The following is a 16969-nucleotide window of genomic DNA, read 5'->3' on the forward strand; positions in this document are numbered from 1 at the left end:
AAACTCTCCATTGAAAGTTTTATTCCATACTCATATCAATTACTCGTCATTCAATCGACGAGGACGCTTCGTTTTGTTCAGTTTTCAAAGAACATGCTGTCTGATCGACGGCTTTTTTATACTAGCACGACAAACATAATCTTGTCAATAAAAATTTCATTTAAATTTCCCAACGACGTCTATTAATTTAACACTATCTTCGTTTTTTGTCAACATCTTTCGTGCGTTATTTTGCTATTGCTATTCCAGCAAGTTTCTGCAAACAACAAAGCTTGATAAACGGACACTGCGATAAAAAGGCTTCATAATTCCATATGACAAGCATAAGATGTTCATAAAAACACCCCATCGGACAAAAGGAGGTGGAAATATTGCGTTTTTTCTACGCCTTAAACGGCCGTTCTTTAAAAAAGGGGCTTATTATTATGTTTGCAGCATTTTTTACTGCGTTTATTTTATATGTACAAAAAACGTATCAGCCTGCATTTTCAACACCAAATGGCCCCAAAGCGATTTATAAAGCGAAAAAAAGTAAACACGAAATCGCCTTAACGTTTGATATTAGTTGGGGAGACGAAAATGCATTACCGATTCTAAATGAATTAAAGAAAAACGGGATTAAAAACGCGACCTTTTTTCTATCTGCATCTTGGGCGGAACAACACCCGCAAATCGTCACACGAATTAAGGAAGACGGGCACGAAATCGGGAGCATGGGGTATAACTACACAGACTATACACAGCTCGAAGATGCAAAAATAAGACGCGATTTAATGCAAGCGGAAAAAGTGTTTGATACACTGGGCATTAAAAAAGTTACTTTACTTCGGCCGCCGGGTGGAAATTTCAATCCAAAAGTTTTAAAAATTGCTGATTCGCTAGGCTATACCGTTATTCATTGGAGCATCGATTCAAAAGATTGGCTAAATCCCGGAGTTAACGCCATTATAAATAACGTCGTTCGCGAGATGGAGGCGGGAGATATTATTTTGCTCCACGCTTCCGACTCGGCTAAACAAACGGTGAAAGCATTGCCGCAAATTATTCAAACGATGAGGCAAAACGGTTATCGCAATGTCAACATTTCGGAACTTATTGAAAATGGTGAAACTTTAAATAAAGAAATAAATTAAGAAAGAGGCCTCTCTGTTTTGTGGGGCCTCCCCTATCGTTATTTCGTCCCTGTTAATTTATGCAAAATGAGAAGCTGATACGCATTACATACTAGCAACGGAATCAACATTAAATATAACCAATATTCATCGTTAATTCGTAAAGCCGGAAACCACTCAATCACCGTAACAACCGTCATAAAAAACAGCGCCGGAACAAACGCTTCTTTATTCGTTTTTCTTTTCTTCATAAAAGCAACAACTAGTCCTACTAACAAGATGAACAATGCGACCAATATGTAGCTTACGATCGATTCGCCTTTTTCCGCAAATACTTGATAGCGGAAATAGACTAAATCAAACAACACAAAGGAAATGAGCACAAGTTGGACCGAATTCCAAAGGGAAACAGAACGAAAAATCCCGAGTCCGAACCGATGAACGGTTAAATAAGCAAAAAAGCCCATTTGGCTAATGACGCTGAAAATAAAACCAAATCCGATAAACCATACTAATACCGCGAAAAGTTCTCCTGCCTGCAACGGAACGAAAAGTTTTTTGTATTCACTCCATCGAATCACCATTCCCGTAATCGCCGTCGTTACCCCGCCGATTGCTAACGTTGTCAAAAATAAACGAACCCATTTGCGGCTGTTCACACCCGAAACCCCCATTATCTTTCTTATTCTAGGCGTGTTGATTAACCAATAAAAACCAGTTTACATGAATCTATTCCTAGCTTTTCTGCCGGAGTCGGCAAGCGAATTGCTTGCCCTCCTCGAACAATGGACGCTTTGCGGGCAAAGAAGTGAGCCCGCTGGCGTTCCTGTTCGAGGAATGTGGCAGAAAAGCTTATGTTCAGCCATACTTTCAAGTAAAATAATGGATAATCAACACTCGTGTTCTTATTCCTTTAAAATTTTATCAGCCGTCTTTTAAAAACGCCAGCTTATTAATGAGTCAAGCGTATATTTTTTTGCCGGAAATTCATATTAAGGATAAGGAACTTTTGCAGAAAGGAGCTTATCGATACATGAAAAACTGGACATTGCTCCTCTTATTTAGCTGTTTCGTTATTCTCGGTTCTTGCGCTCCGCAAGAAAGTAGTCCAGCTCCACCTGATTATGACCAAACAAAGAAAATGGTTGTTGATATTTTAAAAACAGATGAAGGAAAAAAAGCGATTCAAGATGTCATGACAGAAGATAAAATAAAACAACAATTAATTATGGATCAAACGGTTGTTAAACAAACGATTGAGCAGATTTTAACGTCTAAAAAAGGGATGGAATTTTGGAAAAAAGCATTTGAAGATCCGAAATTTACAGAAAGCTTTGCGAAAAGTTTAAAAGCTGAACAAGAAAAAACAATCAAAGCTCTAATGAAAGACCCTGAATATCAAGGAATGATGATAGATGTTTTGCAAAATCCTGAAATGGAAAAAGCATTGCTAACTGTTTTAAAAAGCAAAGAGTTCCGTGGACATCTCCAAAAAGTGATGACAGAAACGTTCGATAGTCCATTATTCAAAGCAAAAATTCAAGACCTTTTAATTAAGGCAGCGGAAAACATGCAAGGGACAAAAAAACAAGGCGCGACAGAAAGCGGAGGAGGAGAAGACAGCGGAGGCGATCAACAACAAGGAAAAACTCAATGATGTTAACGTATCTATAAGTTGAAATTTTATGTTACATCCAGCTGATCACTCACCACGTTATATCATATGAGCTTGTGTTGAGAGGAAAACAAAAACGAAAAATCGGAAATTCTTTATTGCAACTTATATAGACAACAAGGAGCTATCTTTTGACAAATAGCTCCTTTTTTTACTAATTGATTAACATTTCTCCACTACTTTTCGAGCGATGTTCATGTAAATTTCCCCAATTGGATGATCTTCTCCATATACTGACGGAGCGAAATCTTCTTCATTCCAGTCTGGCTGTTGGAGCGGCAATTGCCCTAAAAGTTCTGTTTGCAACTCTTTTGCCAGCTTCTCGCCGCCTCCTCTGCCAAAAACATATTCTTTTTCACCCGTCAGCTTACTTTCAAAATAAGACATATTCTCAATGACACCAATCACTTCATGCTCTGTGCGAAGCGCCATTGCTCCCGCTCGTGCCGCAACAAACGCTGCAGTTGGATGCGGCGTCGTCACAATAATTTCTTTACAGGAAGGAAGCATCGTATGAACATCTAAGGCAACATCTCCTGTTCCCGGAGGCAAGTCTAACAATATGTAATCCAATTCGCCCCATTCCACTTCTTTGAAAAAGTTATTGAGCATTTTTCCTAACATCGGGCCGCGCCAAATGACCGGTGCATTATCTTCGACGAAAAAGCCCATCGAAATCACTTTTACCCCGAATCGTTCTACCGGAATGATTTTTTCGCCACGCACAACAGGACGCTCGACAATTCCCATCATATCCGGGATACTAAACCCATAAATATCCGCATCCACTAGCCCTACTTTTTTCCCAAGACGCGCAAGCGAAACAGCGAGGTTCACCGAAACCGTCGATTTTCCAACTCCCCCCTTGCCGCTGGCGATGGCAATATACGTCGTTTGTTTTTCCTCACCGCGATGTTTAGCGATTTCCTCATCTGGTAGCTGAGCAAAACGTAACCCGACCGATGCCGCCCCAGCATTTTTTAACGTTTGGACAACAGCTGTTTGCACTTGCAGCTGTTCAGCCGTCCCCGTTTTCGCCAACGCAATTTTCACGCTTATGTGCCCCTTTTCTTCCTTAATTTTGATTTCTTGAATCGCATTCGTTTCTTTAAACGGTTTATTTAAAAACGGGTCTTGTATGTTTTCCAACAGCGTTTGTACATCTTTTTCCGTTAACATTATTCATCACCAATCCCTTATATGTATTCGTTTTCATATTTTTACTATACCATATATAGCTATTGATCGTGAATGTTCGCCATCACAGGAAAAATAAAATCCTCCTTAGTCAGGAGGGTTTTTTTCGTTTGAAAAATAACGCAGCACTCCTTTGTAAATAGAAGCAGCAAGCTGAGTTTGGTAATGATCGGAAGCGAGCAGTTTACGTTCTTCTGGATTCGATAAAAAGCCGATTTCGACAAGCGCACCCGGTTTTTTGGCATATTTCAATAAGTAGACGGTATTGATGATTTTCGCCGAGCGATCGGTATTTTCTAAATTACGGCGCAGTTCAGCCTGAATAAATTTGGCGAGCCGCTCATTTTCAATCAGAGACCCATAATAAAAAGTTTGCGCCCCACGCCATCTTGGCGACGGAATAGCGTTCAGATGAATGCTAATAAACAAATCCGCCTCCGATTCATTGATCAGTTGGACGCGCTTTTTTAAATCTTCCACTTTTCGCCGGCTATACCCTTTTGTATCTTTTGCCGCCAAGTCGCTGTCATCTTCGCGCGTTAACAGGACGAGCGCACCTTGCTGCTGCAAATAATCGCGCAGCTTCACAACTACATTCAACGCTACTTCCTTTTCTAACACATCCCCGCCGACCGCCCCGCCATCAGGCCCGCCATGCCCAGGATCTAAAATAATAATCCTTCCTGAAAGAGGAAGATTCCACGATTTCGTGGAACTTGTATTGGCAAAAATGTATTGAAAAAAAACGATGAGTAGAACGAAGCCAATTATTGCACCCCATAGTTTTATTTTCATTGCTTCTCCTCCTGCGTTTTCCCCTTATTTATCTTATATGGGACAAGAGGAGAAAGTAGAACCTTTTTAATGAAGTTTTAAACGCCAACGTTTTTTTCCTTTTTCAAATCCTTCTATCCACCAATAGGTAATATAACGTTCGCAAGTATCATACAACAATTCACCAATTCGCATATCGTTAAGATCACCCCAAAAATATAAAAAGTCGAACAACGCATCCATCAAATATTTTTCTTCCTGCGCTGAACGCTTTTTCACCATTTCTAACGGTTCCCCGTAATAACCGAACCGACTATAGCTTGCACCAAGTAAATATGCCTCTATCGCCATATCGATACACCCATCTTCAATCATTGAAGGAAATACACGATAAGCGGGATAAAAAGGGCGAAAATATCTATATGCTTGCTTTTGTATTTTTTTTAGCGACAACTCTCGCAGCATCTTTCGTTCATAGTTGATTTCTTTTTCCTTTTTCTTTTCTTTAAAAGATGTAATCACAGTCATTTGTTTTCACGCTCCTTTGGAATGTAGTTTCTTACGTTTTATTCCAAACATGCGCGAAAAACGGCCGCCATCAAAACAAAAATCCCAGCCATAACAGCCGGGATTTTCCGAGCATAATATTAACGTTTTGAGAATTGTGGTGCGCGACGTGCACCTTTAAGACCGTATTTCTTACGTTCTTTCATGCGGGCATCGCGAGTTAATAAGCCTGCACGTTTTAACGTTTGACGATACTCCGGATCTACTTCTAATAATGCGCGCGCAATACCGTGGCGAATCGCGCCAGCTTGGCCGGAGAAGCCACCACCATGTACGTTCACTAATACATCGTAGCTTCCTAATGTTTCTGTTAATACGAGCGGTTGTTTGACAACTTCAATTAATGCTTGAGATGGAATGTAGTCTCGAATATCGCGATGATTGATGACAATGCGTCCGTCACCAGGAACTAAGCGTACACGTGCAACAGAACTTTTGCGACGGCCTGTGCCGTAATATTGTACCTGTGCCAAAATAATACCCTCCTTAATCGATTATCCGCGAAGTTCGTAAACTTCTGGTTTTTGTGCTTGATGTGGATGTTCGCTTCCTCTGTAAACATGTAATTTTTTGAACATTTGACGGCCAAGGCGACCTTTTGGAAGCATGCCGCGGACCGCTCTTTCAAGCATTTGTTCCGGGTAGTTTGTGCGCATTTCAAGCGCTGTTCTTACTTTTAATCCGCCTGGATGCAAGCTGTGGCGATAGTATAATTTGTCTGTCAATTTTTTGCCGGTCAATTCAATTTTTTCTGCATTAATGATGATGACATGATCACCAGTGTCCACGTGTGGTGTATAAGTTGGTTTATGTTTACCGCGTAAAATTGCCGCTACTTCGCTAGCAAGACGCCCTAACGTTTTACCTTCAGCGTCGACAACGTACCATTTACGTTCTACTTCGTTTGGCTTCGCCATATAAGTTGTACGCATGATTTTCCCTCCTAAAATAAAAAATGAACGAAACGTTATATATTTATTTCAACACGATTATTTTCCGGGGCTAATCGTGGTTTTAAAATACATACCATATGATATGATATCTCTTTCCAATACCAATGTCAAGAAAATGTTACACTAGGATTAGTTGTCATAAGCTACCTTCCATAAATATAATCCATGAGGCGGTGCCGTTTTTCCTGCAAGACGTCGATCTTTTCCTTCCAAAATAGAAGGGATGCAGTCCCATTTTCTTTTTCCTTGGCCGATTTCAAGCATCGTACCGACAAGAATTCGTACCATATTATACAAAAAGCCGTCGCCGATCCATTGAAACTCAACTCCATCATCGGTAAAAAGAAGATTTGCTTCATAAATCGTCCGCACTCGGTCTTCAATTTCCGTTTTTGCGGAACAAAAACTTGTGAAATCATGCGTTCCTTTGACTAGCTGCAATGCTTGTTTGATCGCGTCATAGTCGAGCGGATACGGAAAATGATAAACATAATGGCGCGAAAATACGTCGCGCTCGACCGCCGTCCTGATTTTATAACGGTATTCTTTGGCAACCGCGCTGAATCGTGCGTGAAACGAAGCATCGACTTCTTGTATTTCCCGTATCGCAATATCATCTGGCAACATCGCATTTAATGCTTTTTTCCATCCGTCTGTTGGAAGGTGTAATGGAGAATCAAAATGAATCACTTGTCCATACGCATGAACCCCTGCGTCTGTTCTCCCGGAAGCAATAATACGGATCGCTTCCCCTTTATGCATGTTGGCCAAGACACGTTCCAGCTCGCCTTGCACCGTTCGCTTATTTGGTTGAATTTGGTATCCAGCAAAGTGCGTGCCATCATAAGAAATGATGCATTTAAATCGTTTCATGTTTCATTCCCCATTACGATCGTAGTAAAAACAAAAGAATCGCTACTGCCAAAACGGAAACAAGCAAGCACGTATCGAACCATCTCCACGTTAATAAACGATATTTCGTTCTTCCTTCCCCGCCGCGATATCCTCGCGCCTCCATCGCTATTGCCAGCTCTTCCGCCCGCTTAAACGAGTGAATAAATAAAGGGACGAGTAAAGATATCATCGCTTTGATTCGTTCTCCGAGAGGCCCGCCGTAAAAATCGACGCCTCGAGCGGCCTGTGCTTTCATGATTTTCTCCGTTTCTTCCATTAACGTTGGAATAAAGCGAAGCGAAATCGACATCATCAATGCCAGTTCATGAACAGGAACACGAAACCGCTTCAACGGACCGAACAAACTCTCAACCGCATCCGTTACTTCAACCGGTGTTGTAGAAATCGTTAACCATGTAGTAATCAAAATGAATAAAAGAAAGCGGAGCGAAATAAATATTCCTTGTCTTATACCACCTTCATAAATCGTAAGCTCCCCGATTTGATAAAGCACAGCCCCTTCTTTAGTCATGAAAACATGCAACAAAAACGTAAAAAGTACAATCCAAAGAATCGGCCTCAATCCCTTTATCACAAATGAAAACGGAACTTGTAATAAAAGAAGAAGCACAAGCGTAAAAATGGTCAAAACAGCATAAGTCGCACTATTGTTGGCTAAAAAAACGATCCCTACATACATAAAAACAAGCAATAGCTTAGCACGGGGATCCATGCGATGAATAACAGAATTTCCCGGCACATATCTTCCTATCATCATATTCATCATGGATTCCCTCCAGAAAACAGCTTTTTAATCCCGTCTACCAATTGATCGATCGTTAAGCATGGCGAAGGAATTTCTCTTCCAATTTTTTCTTCAAGCTTTCGCTTCAACAACACTGTTTCTGGCACATCTAAACCGAGCTGCAGAAGAGCGTCGGGATCATGGAAAATTTGCTGCGGCGTCCCTGTTTTCCACACCGTTCCTTTATGCATCACGATGAGATGATCCGCATATTTCGCCGCATCTTCCATGCTGTGAGTAACTAAAATCGTTGTCAGTTTTTTCTCGCGATGGAGACGGGCAAACATCTCCATCATCTCTTTTCGACCCCGAGGATCCAACCCTGCTGTCGGCTCATCTAAGACAATGACATCTGGTTCCATCGCCAGTATCCCCGCAATCGCAACACGACGCATTTGTCCCCCGCTTAAATCAAAGGGAGATTGATTTAAAACCTCCTCAGGAAGTCCTACTAATGAAAGAGCCTCTTTTGCTTTTTTTTTCGCTTCTTCCTCTGGAACGCCAAAATTAAGTGGCCCAAAGCAAACATCTTTCTCCACCGTTTCTTCAAACAGCTGATGTTCAGGAAATTGAAAAACAATGCCCACTTTGCGACGCAGCGGCTTTAACTGTTTCGGTTTTATCGCCTTGGTAATCGTGTGTTCCCCGATCATTACCGTTCCATTTGTCGGCTGTAACAGTCCGTTTAAATGTTGCAATAATGTCGATTTTCCGGATCCTGTATGGCCAATAATAGCGACATAAGTGCCACTTGCGATCGATAAATCGACATCATATAGCGCCCTTTGTGCAAACGGCGAGTTGGCATGATAAATATGTTCTACTTGTTCAAATATAATGTCCATAACTCATCCACCAACTCCTCTAATGTTACACTGTTTAACTGAAGGGGAAAACCTACCTTTTTCAATTCGTTTCTTACTTTCATCACAAACGGAAGATCTAATCTAATTTCCTCTAACTTCTCGCCAAGCGAAAAAATTTGTAGCGGCGTCCCTTCAGCTATCACTTCACCTTCGTTCATTACGATAACTTTGTCCGCTTTCACTACTTCTTCTAAATCGTGGGTAATCGAAATCACTGTCATATTTTGCTTGATATTTAAGTTATATATAGCTTCAAGCACTTCACGTCTTCCTTTTGGGTCAAGCATTGATGTCGCTTCGTCTAAAATAATGAGATCCGGCTGCAACGCAATAATTCCGGCGATCGCTACCCGCTGTTTTTGCCCACCTGAAAGGTAGTGAGGTTCTTTTAATAAAAATTCCTCCATTCCGACTTGCTGAATGGCTGCTCTTACCCGCTCGATCATTTGCTCGCGGGGAACCCCATTGTTTTCCAAGCCAAAAGCGACATCGTCTTGAACGGTCGTACCGACAAACTGATTATCTGGATTTTGAAAAACAATGCCCATGCGCTTGCGAATATCCCATATCGTTTCCTCATTTAATATAGTATCAAATATTTTGATCACGCCGCTTTTTGCTTTTAATAAACCCATTAACAGTTTCGCCACCGTTGACTTGCCAGAACCGTTATGTCCAACAAGCGCCACCCATTCGCCTTTGCGAACTTGAAAAGTGACGTTGCGAACCGATTCCTTCGGTTGATTCGGGTATTGAAAGGACAAATTTTTCACCGATAACGCGAGTTCCTTCACCCATTCTCTTCCTTTCCTCTATACTATATAAATACAACGGGGAGGTTTAACTTATGGCGGACGAAAAAGTAGACTCCCTATTTTTTTGACTGTCGGAGGCAAGTCTGTGATTGGCCTTCGCGTGACAGAGGACCGAACAACCAACCGCTTCACCGACAAATTCATTTGTCTGGAAGCGGTGTTGTTCGGTCACCCGACAGTCGAAACATACCGATTACTCCCTAAAAGACGAAAACGTTAAAGTTCCAAATGGCATTTATATACTCTACTTCTAACTCTACTATACAAGCAGTAGAAAGGGAAATAAAAAAAGGGCATAGATCCAGTTTGAAACAAACTGTCTCGCCCTTGTTAATCAACCGAATCACTTTAAACGAGTTCAATAACAACCATTGGTGCGCCATCGCCGCGACGCGGACCAAGCTTCATAATGCGCGTATAGCCGCCTTGACGATCTTGGTAACGTGGAGCAATATCGCTGAACAATTTTTGAATCGCATCTTGGCCTGTTTCCGTGTTGGCTACCTCTTTACGGATAAACGCAGCTGCTTGACGACGAGCATGCAAGTCACCGCGTTTTCCTAAAGTAATCATTTTTTCAACGACCGAACGCAATTCTTTTGCGCGAGCTTCTGTCGTTTCAATACGCTCGTTAATAATTAAATCCGTAGCTAAATCGCGAAGCAACGCTTTGCGTTGAGCGCTAGTACGTCCTAATTTTCTGTATGACATGAGATGTCCCTCCTTTTTTGAATGACTTGTAACATGAAAATGCCTAGTTAATCACACGTTAACTAGTCATCTTTGCGTAAGCCTAACCCTAACTCCTCAAGTTTCGCTTTTACTTCCTCCAAGGATTTTCGGCCTAGGTTACGCACTTTCATCATATCTTCTTCCGTTTTTTGTGCAAGTTCTTGGACGGTATTAATTCCCGCGCGTTTTAAGCAGTTGTAGGAACGGACAGACAGATCGAGTTCTTCGATCGTCATTTCGAGCACTTTTTCTTTTTGGTCTTCTTCTTTTTCAACCATGATTTCCGCGTTTTGCGCTTCATCTGTAAGACCAACAAAAATGTTTAAGTGCTCTGTTAAAATTTTCGCACCAAGAGAAACTGCTTCTTTTGGACCAATACTTCCATCTGTCCATACATCAAGCGTTAACTTGTCATAGTTCGTGACTTGGCCGACACGAGTATTTTCCACTTGATAAGCTACGCGCGATACCGGTGTATAAATCGAATCGATAGGGATAACACCTATTGGCTGATCCTCGCGTTTATTGGCATCAGCTGGAGCATACCCACGTCCACGTTTTGCCGTCATTCTCATGCGAAGGTGGCCGCCTTCAGCTAGCGTAGCAATATGAAGGTCCGGATTCAATATTTCAACATCGCTGTCGTGAGTAATATCAGCAGCCGTGACAACTCCTTCACCCTGTACATCAATTTCAAGCGTCTTTTCTTCGTCAGAGTAAATTTTTAACGCAAGCTTTTTCACGTTTAAAATAATTGCTGTCACATCTTCTACGACGCCTTCAATTGTTGAGAACTCATGCAGTACACCATCTATTTGAATAGATGTCACAGCGGCACCAGGGAGTGATTATAATAGGATACGACGTAAGGAGTTTCCCAAAGTTGTTCCTTATCCTCGCTCAAGTGGTTCAACGACGTATTTGCCATATTTGGCATCTTCGCTGATTTCAACCGTCTCGATTTTTGGCTTTTCGATTTCGATCATGATATATACCCTCCTTCAAAACGTCGAAACCCCGACCAAACGATACACGCCTAATCGAAATTCCCCCATGAATCAGTTCCCGAATGTGCGCAGTAGCTGAGTAAAATTTCTCTGCCAAAAACCATATCATATCCCATTATTGACAAGGATACAAAATCTATACAGAGAAATTAAACACGGCGACGTTTTGGCGGACGGCATCCATTATGCGGAACAGGAGTAACGTCTTTAATTGCTGTAATTTCCAATCCTGCAGCTTGAAGTGCACGGATTGCAGCCTCACGACCAGCACCTGGACCTTTTACGTTTACTTCAACAGTTTTCATACCATGCTCCATCGAAGCTTTTGCAGCTGCTTCTGCAGCCATTTGTGCAGCGAATGGAGTCGATTTACGAGAACCTTTGAAACCTAATGCACCAGCACTTGACCAAGAGATTGCATTGCCATGAACATCAGTAATCGTCACGATTGTGTTGTTGAATGTAGAACGAATATGAGCAATACCGGATTCAATATTTTTTTTCACACGACGTTTACGCGTATTTGTTTTACGTGCCATTCGTTCATGTACCTCCTTTGCTTAATTATTTTTTCTTGTTCGCTACTGTACGGCGTGGGCCTTTACGCGTGCGAGCATTGTTTTTCGTATTTTGACCGCGAACTGGTAAGCCACGACGATGACGAAGACCACGATAGCAACCAATTTCCATAAGGCGCTTGATGTTTAAAGATACTTCACGACGAAGATCCCCTTCTACTTTCAAACGGTCAACGATTTCGCGGATTTTTCCTAATTCTTCTTCTGTTAAATCACGAACACGAGTGTCTTCCGAAACACCTGCTTCTGCTAAAATTTTTTGTGCAGTTGGTTTACCGATACCGTAAATATATGTTAAAGAAATCACTACACGTTTGTCACGAGGAATATCTACACCTGCAATACGTGCCATTATTTGTACACCTCCTTAAAAATTACCCTTGTTTTTGTTTATGTTTTGGGTTTTCACAAATAACCATAACTTTTCCGCGTCTACGAATGACTTTGCATTTTTCGCAGATTGGTTTCACTGATGGTCTGACTTTCATGATCTTTACCTCCTTATTCATGCGGAGTGCTCATTATTTATAACGATACGTAATTCTACCGCGAGTTAAATCGTACGGAGATAATTCTACCGTAACTTTATCTCCAGGTAAAATACGAATAAAATGCATGCGAATTTTACCAGAAACGTGCGCTAACACCGTATGACCATTTTCAAGTTCCACTTTAAACATCGCATTGGGCAATGTTTCAACAACTGTTCCTTCCACTTCAATTACATCGTCCTTCGCCATGGATCGGCTCTCCCTTCTTCGAATCAGTAACATATTCGTTGACAAATTTCGTTAATGCATAACGCAATTTGCCGTTTGTCACACGACCAGTTTCAATAATGCTGTTTTGAACTTCCAAGGAAATATAGTCAAACACTTTGATGTGCTGGACATTTTTCCGTTTTGGAACGTCAAACTTCCGCCTACTTCCATCAGCAAGCAAAACAAATCGCTCATCCACGATTCCAACGACGACAGCATATTGCCCTGCTTCACGACCATGTGTGATTAATACAATTTGTCCGACTTGACATGGTGAGCCTATATGCAATGACCTCACCTTCGATTAGAGGGTAGTTAAAATCTCATAGCCGGTCTCTGTAATGGCGATTGTATGCTCGAAATGAGCACACATTTTTCCGTCTACTGTTACGACTGTCCAGTCATCTTCAAGCGTCCTTACATAACGGCTCCCCGCGTTGACCATCGGTTCAATGCACAACACCATGCCTGGTTTTAACCGCGGTCCTTTATTCGGAGGACCATAATGTGGAATTTGCGGGTCTTCATGTAAGTTTTGACCAATTCCATGCCCGACATACTCACGCACGATGGAAAAATTGTACGCTTCAACATATGTTTGAATCGCGTGAGAAATGTTCGATAAGCGGACGCCTGGTTTTGCTTCCTGTATTCCTTTATATAACGATTGTTCCGTTACTTCAAGAAGTTTTTTCGTTTCCTCGGCAATTTCGCCGACCGGATACGTCCAAGCTGAATCCGCGTGATACCCATTGTATTGGGCTCCGATATCAATGCTAATGATATCGCCTTCCTTTAAGACGCGGTCGCCCGGAATGCCGTGAACCAATTCCTCATTCACCGAAGCACAGATGCTGCCCGGAAACCCGTTATATCCTTTAAAGGAAGGAATTGCCCCATGTTGGCGAATCACAGTTTCCGCAATATGATCTAGCTCTTTTGTTGTAATTCCCGGCTTAATATGTTTTTGCAATTCTTGGTGAGTCAAAGCGACGATTCGCCCAGCTTCACGCATAATGTCAATTTCACGCGGGGTTTTGCAAATGATCATTATTTTAAGCCCCCAAGCAATTCGCAAATATCCGCAAATACTTGCTCGATTTCTTGTTGCCCGTTAATATTGCGCAAATACCCTTTCGTACGATAAAAATCGAGCAACGGTTGCGTTTGTTTCATGTTAACTTCCAAACGGTTCGCCACCGTTTCTTCGTTATCATCAGCGCGTTGATACAACTCACCACCGCATTTATCGCAAACACCCGGTTTAGCTGGTGGGTTAAATACGAGATGGTACGTCGCACCGCATTCTTTGCAAATACGTCTTCCTGTTAAACGTTCCATTAAAATACCTTTATCAACCTCAATATTAATGACATAGTCGATAGAACGATCGAGCTCAGCTAGAATGTTTTCTAGCGCTTCTGCTTGGGCTACTGTTCGTGGAAACCCATCAAGCAAAAATCCTTTTTGGCAATCGTCTTTGCTTAAGCGTTCACGAACAATGCCGATCGTCACTTCATCTGGTACAAGATCGCCGCGGTCCATATACGCCTTAGCCTGCAATCCTAACGCTGTCCCTTCTTTAATGGCCGCACGGAACATGTCGCCAGTCGAAATATGAGGAATCCCATATTTCTCTACAATTTTTTCTGCTTGAGTACCTTTTCCAGCACCCGGCAACCCCATTAAAACTAAATTCATGATAGTTCCCCCTCAGCTCTAGATGAGGTAGAGGGAATGAGCTTCCCCGCCAACCTCTCTACTTAATAAAACCTTTGTAATGCCGTTTGACTAATTGACTTTCAAGCTGCTTCATCGTTTCAAGTGCAACCCCTACAACGATCAGCAAACTCGTTCCACCAATTTGGGCGGACGCCGGCAAATTAGCAAACTTGACAAAAAAGACAGGAAGAACAGCGATCACTGCTAAGAATATTGACCCGACAAACGTAAGGCGATAAAGAACTTTTGTTACATACTCTTGTGTGTTTCTTCCTGGGCGAATGCCTGGAATGTAACCACCTTGCTTTTTAAGATTGTCCGCCATTTGTTCCGGATTCACTTGAACAAAGGCATAGAAATACGTAAAGGCAATAATCAGTGCCACATATATAATCATACCAACTGGTTGTGTATAATCAAACGTTTTCTTAATCCACAATGTTACATCATTCGAGCCGAAAAACGATGCAATTGTCGGTGGAGCAATAATAAATGACACTGCAAAAATAACAGGAATAACCCCTGCCGGATTCACCTTTAATGGCAAATGAGTAGAGTGACCGCCTACCGGACTGCGGCCCTCTAATCGCTTGGCATATTGAATCGGAATTTTACGAAACGCTTGTTGGATATAGATGACTCCAACAATCACCGCAATCACTGCTAAAGCGATAAGAAGTACGGTTACAATTCGTAAAAATAATTGATCGCCTGCATCTCCAAACTGCTGCGCATAAATTTGGTTAAGGGTCGATGGGATCCCTGAAACGATACCAGCAAAAATAATAATGGAAACTCCGTTTCCTACACCTTTTGCCGTAATTTGTTCCCCCAACCACATTAAAAATGCCGTCCCTGCCGTTAATACAGTAGCAATAAGCAAATATGTCGGTATTCCAGGGTTTTTAATTAATACCCCGCCCGTCAAATTATTAAAACCATACGACATCCCGAATGCTTGAATAAAACCAAGCACAATTGTAAAGTAGCGGGTAAACTGAGCTAATTTACGCCGTCCGACTTCTCCTTGTTTGGACCATTCCGTAAATTTAGGAACAACATCCATCTGTAACAATTGTACGATGATGGATGCTGTAATGTAAGGCATAATCCCCATAGCGAAAATGGAGAAGTTTTTTAGAGCCCCTCCTCCAAATGTGTTAAGAACACCAAACACATTCAGCTGATCTTGTATTTTTAGCACATCTGCGTTCACGCTTGGAACAGGAATAAACGTTCCAATCCGAAACACAATGAGCATAAGGAGGGTAAACAGGATTTTCTTTCTTATATCACCCACGCGCATAAAATTGGAGATTGTTCGAAACATTAAATCACCTCAGTTTTACCGCCAGCAGCTTCAATCGCTTCTTTTGCAGCAGAGGAGAATTTATGTGCTTTTACTGTTAATTTTTTCTCGATTTGGCCGTTACCTAAAATTTTCACGCCAGCTTTTAACTTGCTGACTACACCTGTTTCTAGTAAAAGTTCAGGTGTTACTTCTGTACCGTCTTCAAAACGGTTTAACGCGTCAAGGTTGACGATCGCATATTCTTTACGATGAATGTTTGTGAAACCGCGTTTTGGAAGACGACGGAACAATGGAGTTTGACCGCCTTCAAAACCGATTCTTACACCGCCACCTGAACGAGCGTTCTGACCTTTATGACCTCTACCAGACGTTTTACCGTTACCAGAACCGATACCACGACCCACACGGTTGCGTTCTTTGCGGGAACCTGGTGCTGGTTGTAATTCATGAAGTTTCATCGCGAGGCACCTCCTTATGTTCATTATTGTTCTAATTCTTGAACTTTCACAAGATGAGCAACTTTATTAATCATTCCGCGAATCGCCGGATTGTCGTTATGAACAACTGTTTGATGCAATTTCCGTAATCCTAACGTTTTAACCGTTACGCGTTGATCTTCAGGACGACCAATCACGCTGCGAGTGAGGGTAATCGCTAATTTTTTCGCCATTGTATTTCCCTCCTTATCCTAACAGTTCCTCAACTGTTTTACCGCGCAATTTTGCTACGTCTTCTGCACGTTTTAATTGTTTTAAACCGTCAATTGTCGCACGTACCATGTTAATTGGTGTGTTCGAACCGATCGATTTTGATAAAATATCGCTAATACCCGCTAACTCAAGCACCGCACGCGCAGGACCACCTGCGATAACCCCTGTACCTTCAGAAGCTGGTTTTAAGATGATTTCACCCGCACCGAAGTGGCCGATTACTTCGTGAGGAATCGTTGTACCAACGATCGGTACAGTAATTAAATTTTTCTTAGCGTCTTCAATCGCTTTGCGAATCGCATCTGGAACTTCTTGAGCTTTTCCTGTTCCAAATCCGACATGACCGTTCTTATCACCAACAACAACTAAAGCAGCGAAACGGAATCGACGTCCACCTTTTACTACCTTTGCTACGCGGTTAACGGCAACAACGCGTTCTTCAAGTTCAAGTTTATTTGGATCAATGCGACGCATCTCTGTCCCTCCTTT

24 protein-coding genes and 1 pseudogene are annotated in these 16969 nt (G+C 41.9%); 2 read left to right on the forward strand and 23 right to left on the reverse strand.

Annotated features, from left to right (window positions below; genetic code table 11):
* Nucleotides 1–371 precede the first annotated feature (371 nt).
* The gene (gene pdaB / locus HNQ34_RS13765; protein WP_183255627.1) at nt 372–1133 is read left to right on the forward strand and encodes a polysaccharide deacetylase family sporulation protein PdaB; all 762 of its coding nucleotides are present in this window, start codon (nt 372–374) and stop codon (nt 1131–1133) included.
* A gap of 38 nt (nt 1134–1171) precedes the next feature.
* Here the strand turns inward: pdaB and HNQ34_RS13770 are convergent, their stop codons facing one another.
* Entirely contained in the window at nt 1172–1771 is a 600-nt protein-coding gene (locus HNQ34_RS13770; RefSeq protein ID WP_183255629.1) for a KinB-signaling pathway activation protein, read from the reverse strand.
* A 374-nt stretch (nt 1772–2145) separates the two neighbouring features.
* Between HNQ34_RS13770 and gerD the strand changes: the two genes are divergently transcribed.
* Entirely contained in the window at nt 2146–2769 is a 624-nt protein-coding gene (gerD, locus tag HNQ34_RS13775) for a spore germination lipoprotein GerD (protein WP_183255630.1), read from the forward strand.
* Between the two features lie 180 nt (nt 2770–2949).
* Here the strand turns inward: gerD and HNQ34_RS13780 are convergent, their stop codons facing one another.
* From HNQ34_RS13780 to rpsE, 22 genes and pseudogenes are all read right to left on the reverse strand, one after another.
* Complete coding sequence (locus HNQ34_RS13780; RefSeq protein WP_183255631.1) at nt 2950–3966, reverse strand: Mrp/NBP35 family ATP-binding protein; 1017 nt, start codon at nt 3964–3966, stop codon at nt 2950–2952.
* Between the two features lie 105 nt (nt 3967–4071).
* Nucleotides 4072–4779: an N-acetylmuramoyl-L-alanine amidase CwlD gene (gene cwlD / locus HNQ34_RS13785; protein WP_183255632.1), complete on the reverse strand. Its 708-nt coding sequence runs from the start codon at nt 4777–4779 to the stop codon at nt 4072–4074.
* 66 nt (nt 4780–4845) lie between these two features.
* Nucleotides 4846–5286, reverse strand: coding sequence for a DUF2521 family protein (locus tag HNQ34_RS13790; protein ID WP_183255633.1), 441 nt, complete (start codon nt 5284–5286; stop codon nt 4846–4848).
* A 119-nt stretch (nt 5287–5405) separates the two neighbouring features.
* Complete coding sequence (rpsI, locus tag HNQ34_RS13795) at nt 5406–5798, reverse strand: 30S ribosomal protein S9 (protein ID WP_183255635.1); 393 nt, start codon at nt 5796–5798, stop codon at nt 5406–5408.
* A 21-nt stretch (nt 5799–5819) separates the two neighbouring features.
* Nucleotides 5820–6257, reverse strand: coding sequence for a 50S ribosomal protein L13 (gene rplM, locus HNQ34_RS13800; RefSeq protein ID WP_183255637.1), 438 nt, complete (start codon nt 6255–6257; stop codon nt 5820–5822).
* 150 nt (nt 6258–6407) lie between these two features.
* On the reverse strand, nt 6408–7151 hold the full coding sequence (truA, locus tag HNQ34_RS13805; RefSeq protein ID WP_183255639.1) for a tRNA pseudouridine(38-40) synthase TruA: 744 nt from the start codon (nt 7149–7151) through the stop codon (nt 6408–6410).
* Between the two features lie 13 nt (nt 7152–7164).
* Complete coding sequence (locus tag HNQ34_RS13810) at nt 7165–7959, reverse strand: energy-coupling factor transporter transmembrane component T family protein (protein ID WP_183255641.1); 795 nt, start codon at nt 7957–7959, stop codon at nt 7165–7167.
* The gene (locus tag HNQ34_RS13815) at nt 7956–8822 is read right to left on the reverse strand and encodes an energy-coupling factor ABC transporter ATP-binding protein (RefSeq protein WP_183255643.1); all 867 of its coding nucleotides are present in this window, start codon (nt 8820–8822) and stop codon (nt 7956–7958) included. Before HNQ34_RS13815 ends, HNQ34_RS13810 begins: the two co-directional genes overlap by 4 nt.
* Nucleotides 8798–9637: an energy-coupling factor ABC transporter ATP-binding protein gene (locus HNQ34_RS13820; protein WP_183255645.1), complete on the reverse strand. Its 840-nt coding sequence runs from the start codon at nt 9635–9637 to the stop codon at nt 8798–8800. Before HNQ34_RS13820 ends, HNQ34_RS13815 begins: the two co-directional genes overlap by 25 nt.
* A 369-nt stretch (nt 9638–10006) precedes the next feature.
* Nucleotides 10007–10369 (reverse strand): 50S ribosomal protein L17, encoded by a 363-nt coding sequence (gene rplQ, locus HNQ34_RS13825; protein WP_183255647.1) that lies wholly within the window; start codon nt 10367–10369, stop codon nt 10007–10009.
* Nucleotides 10370–10431: 62 nt separating this feature from the next.
* A pseudogene (locus HNQ34_RS13830) lies at nt 10432–11376 on the reverse strand (DNA-directed RNA polymerase subunit alpha).
* Nucleotides 11377–11546: 170 nt separating this feature from the next.
* Complete coding sequence (gene rpsK / locus HNQ34_RS13835) at nt 11547–11936, reverse strand: 30S ribosomal protein S11 (protein WP_003397692.1); 390 nt, start codon at nt 11934–11936, stop codon at nt 11547–11549.
* 25 nt (nt 11937–11961) lie between these two features.
* On the reverse strand, nt 11962–12327 hold the full coding sequence (gene rpsM / locus HNQ34_RS13840) for a 30S ribosomal protein S13 (protein WP_044895215.1): 366 nt from the start codon (nt 12325–12327) through the stop codon (nt 11962–11964).
* A gap of 22 nt (nt 12328–12349) precedes the next feature.
* Nucleotides 12350–12463: a 50S ribosomal protein L36 gene (gene rpmJ / locus HNQ34_RS13845; protein WP_000868344.1), complete on the reverse strand. Its 114-nt coding sequence runs from the start codon at nt 12461–12463 to the stop codon at nt 12350–12352.
* A gap of 33 nt (nt 12464–12496) precedes the next feature.
* Nucleotides 12497–12715 (reverse strand): translation initiation factor IF-1, encoded by a 219-nt coding sequence (gene infA, locus HNQ34_RS13850; RefSeq protein WP_003178377.1) that lies wholly within the window; start codon nt 12713–12715, stop codon nt 12497–12499.
* Nucleotides 12693–13025 carry a KOW domain-containing RNA-binding protein gene (locus tag HNQ34_RS13855; protein ID WP_183255649.1) on the reverse strand — a complete coding sequence of 111 codons (333 nt, stop codon included), beginning with the start codon at nt 13023–13025 and terminating at the stop codon, nt 12693–12695. The genes infA and HNQ34_RS13855 overlap by 23 nt, the downstream gene beginning before the upstream one ends.
* A 15-nt stretch (nt 13026–13040) precedes the next feature.
* Nucleotides 13041–13787 (reverse strand): type I methionyl aminopeptidase, encoded by a 747-nt coding sequence (gene map / locus HNQ34_RS13860; protein ID WP_183255651.1) that lies wholly within the window; start codon nt 13785–13787, stop codon nt 13041–13043.
* Nucleotides 13787–14437 carry an adenylate kinase gene (locus HNQ34_RS13865; protein ID WP_183255653.1) on the reverse strand — a complete coding sequence of 217 codons (651 nt, stop codon included), beginning with the start codon at nt 14435–14437 and terminating at the stop codon, nt 13787–13789. The genes map and HNQ34_RS13865 overlap by 1 nt, the downstream gene beginning before the upstream one ends.
* 58 nt (nt 14438–14495) lie before the next feature.
* A complete protein-coding gene (gene secY, locus HNQ34_RS13870) occupies nt 14496–15788 on the reverse strand; it encodes a preprotein translocase subunit SecY (RefSeq protein WP_183255655.1) in 1293 nt (430 codons plus the stop codon).
* Nucleotides 15788–16228, reverse strand: a complete 441-nt coding sequence (gene rplO / locus HNQ34_RS13875; protein WP_183255657.1) for a 50S ribosomal protein L15 — start codon at nt 16226–16228, stop codon at nt 15788–15790. Before rplO ends, secY begins: the two co-directional genes overlap by 1 nt.
* Nucleotides 16229–16251: 23 nt before the next feature.
* A complete protein-coding gene (gene rpmD, locus HNQ34_RS13880; protein ID WP_183255659.1) occupies nt 16252–16440 on the reverse strand; it encodes a 50S ribosomal protein L30 in 189 nt (62 codons plus the stop codon).
* A gap of 13 nt (nt 16441–16453) precedes the next feature.
* Entirely contained in the window at nt 16454–16954 is a 501-nt protein-coding gene (gene rpsE / locus HNQ34_RS13885) for a 30S ribosomal protein S5 (RefSeq protein WP_003397684.1), read from the reverse strand.
* Between the last annotated feature and the right edge of the window lie 15 nt (nt 16955–16969).

Origin of the sequence: Anoxybacteroides tepidamans, assembly GCF_014201465.1 — a bacterium.
In the GTDB taxonomy this organism is placed as follows: domain Bacteria; phylum Bacillota; class Bacilli; order Bacillales; family Anoxybacillaceae; genus Anoxybacteroides; species Anoxybacteroides tepidamans.

Coding starts and splice junctions, on each gene's coding strand:
- rpsK (WP_003397692.1), bottom strand. CDS start 11,936: ATGGCACGTAAAACAAATACGCGTAAACGTCGTGTGAAAAAAAATATT.
- rplO (WP_183255657.1), bottom strand. CDS start 16,228: ATGAAACTTCATGAATTACAACCAGCACCAGGTTCCCGCAAAGAACGC.
- secY (WP_183255655.1), bottom strand. CDS start 15,788: ATGTTTCGAACAATCTCCAATTTTATGCGCGTGGGTGATATAAGAAAG.
- gerD (WP_183255630.1), top strand. CDS start 2,146: ATGAAAAACTGGACATTGCTCCTCTTATTTAGCTGTTTCGTTATTCTC.
- rpsE (WP_003397684.1), bottom strand. CDS start 16,954: ATGCGTCGCATTGATCCAAATAAACTTGAACTTGAAGAACGCGTTGTT.
- map (WP_183255651.1), bottom strand. CDS start 13,787: ATGATCATTTGCAAAACCCCGCGTGAAATTGACATTATGCGTGAAGCT.
- infA (WP_003178377.1), bottom strand. CDS start 12,715: ATGGCGAAGGACGATGTAATTGAAGTGGAAGGAACAGTTGTTGAAACA.
- HNQ34_RS13810 (WP_183255641.1), bottom strand. CDS start 7,959: ATGATGAATATGATGATAGGAAGATATGTGCCGGGAAATTCTGTTATT.
- rpmD (WP_183255659.1), bottom strand. CDS start 16,440: ATGGCGAAAAAATTAGCGATTACCCTCACTCGCAGCGTGATTGGTCGT.
- HNQ34_RS13865 (WP_183255653.1), bottom strand. CDS start 14,437: ATGAATTTAGTTTTAATGGGGTTGCCGGGTGCTGGAAAAGGTACTCAA.
- HNQ34_RS13780 (WP_183255631.1), bottom strand. CDS start 3,966: ATGTTAACGGAAAAAGATGTACAAACGCTGTTGGAAAACATACAAGAC.
- HNQ34_RS13790 (WP_183255633.1), bottom strand. CDS start 5,286: ATGACTGTGATTACATCTTTTAAAGAAAAGAAAAAGGAAAAAGAAATC.
- truA (WP_183255639.1), bottom strand. CDS start 7,151: ATGAAACGATTTAAATGCATCATTTCTTATGATGGCACGCACTTTGCT.
- rpmJ (WP_000868344.1), bottom strand. CDS start 12,463: ATGAAAGTCAGACCATCAGTGAAACCAATCTGCGAAAAATGCAAAGTC.
- rpsM (WP_044895215.1), bottom strand. CDS start 12,327: ATGGCACGTATTGCAGGTGTAGATATTCCTCGTGACAAACGTGTAGTG.
- rplQ (WP_183255647.1), bottom strand. CDS start 10,369: ATGTCATACAGAAAATTAGGACGTACTAGCGCTCAACGCAAAGCGTTG.
- cwlD (WP_183255632.1), bottom strand. CDS start 4,779: ATGAAAATAAAACTATGGGGTGCAATAATTGGCTTCGTTCTACTCATC.
- HNQ34_RS13815 (WP_183255643.1), bottom strand. CDS start 8,822: ATGGACATTATATTTGAACAAGTAGAACATATTTATCATGCCAACTCG.
- rplM (WP_183255637.1), bottom strand. CDS start 6,257: ATGCGTACAACTTATATGGCGAAGCCAAACGAAGTAGAACGTAAATGG.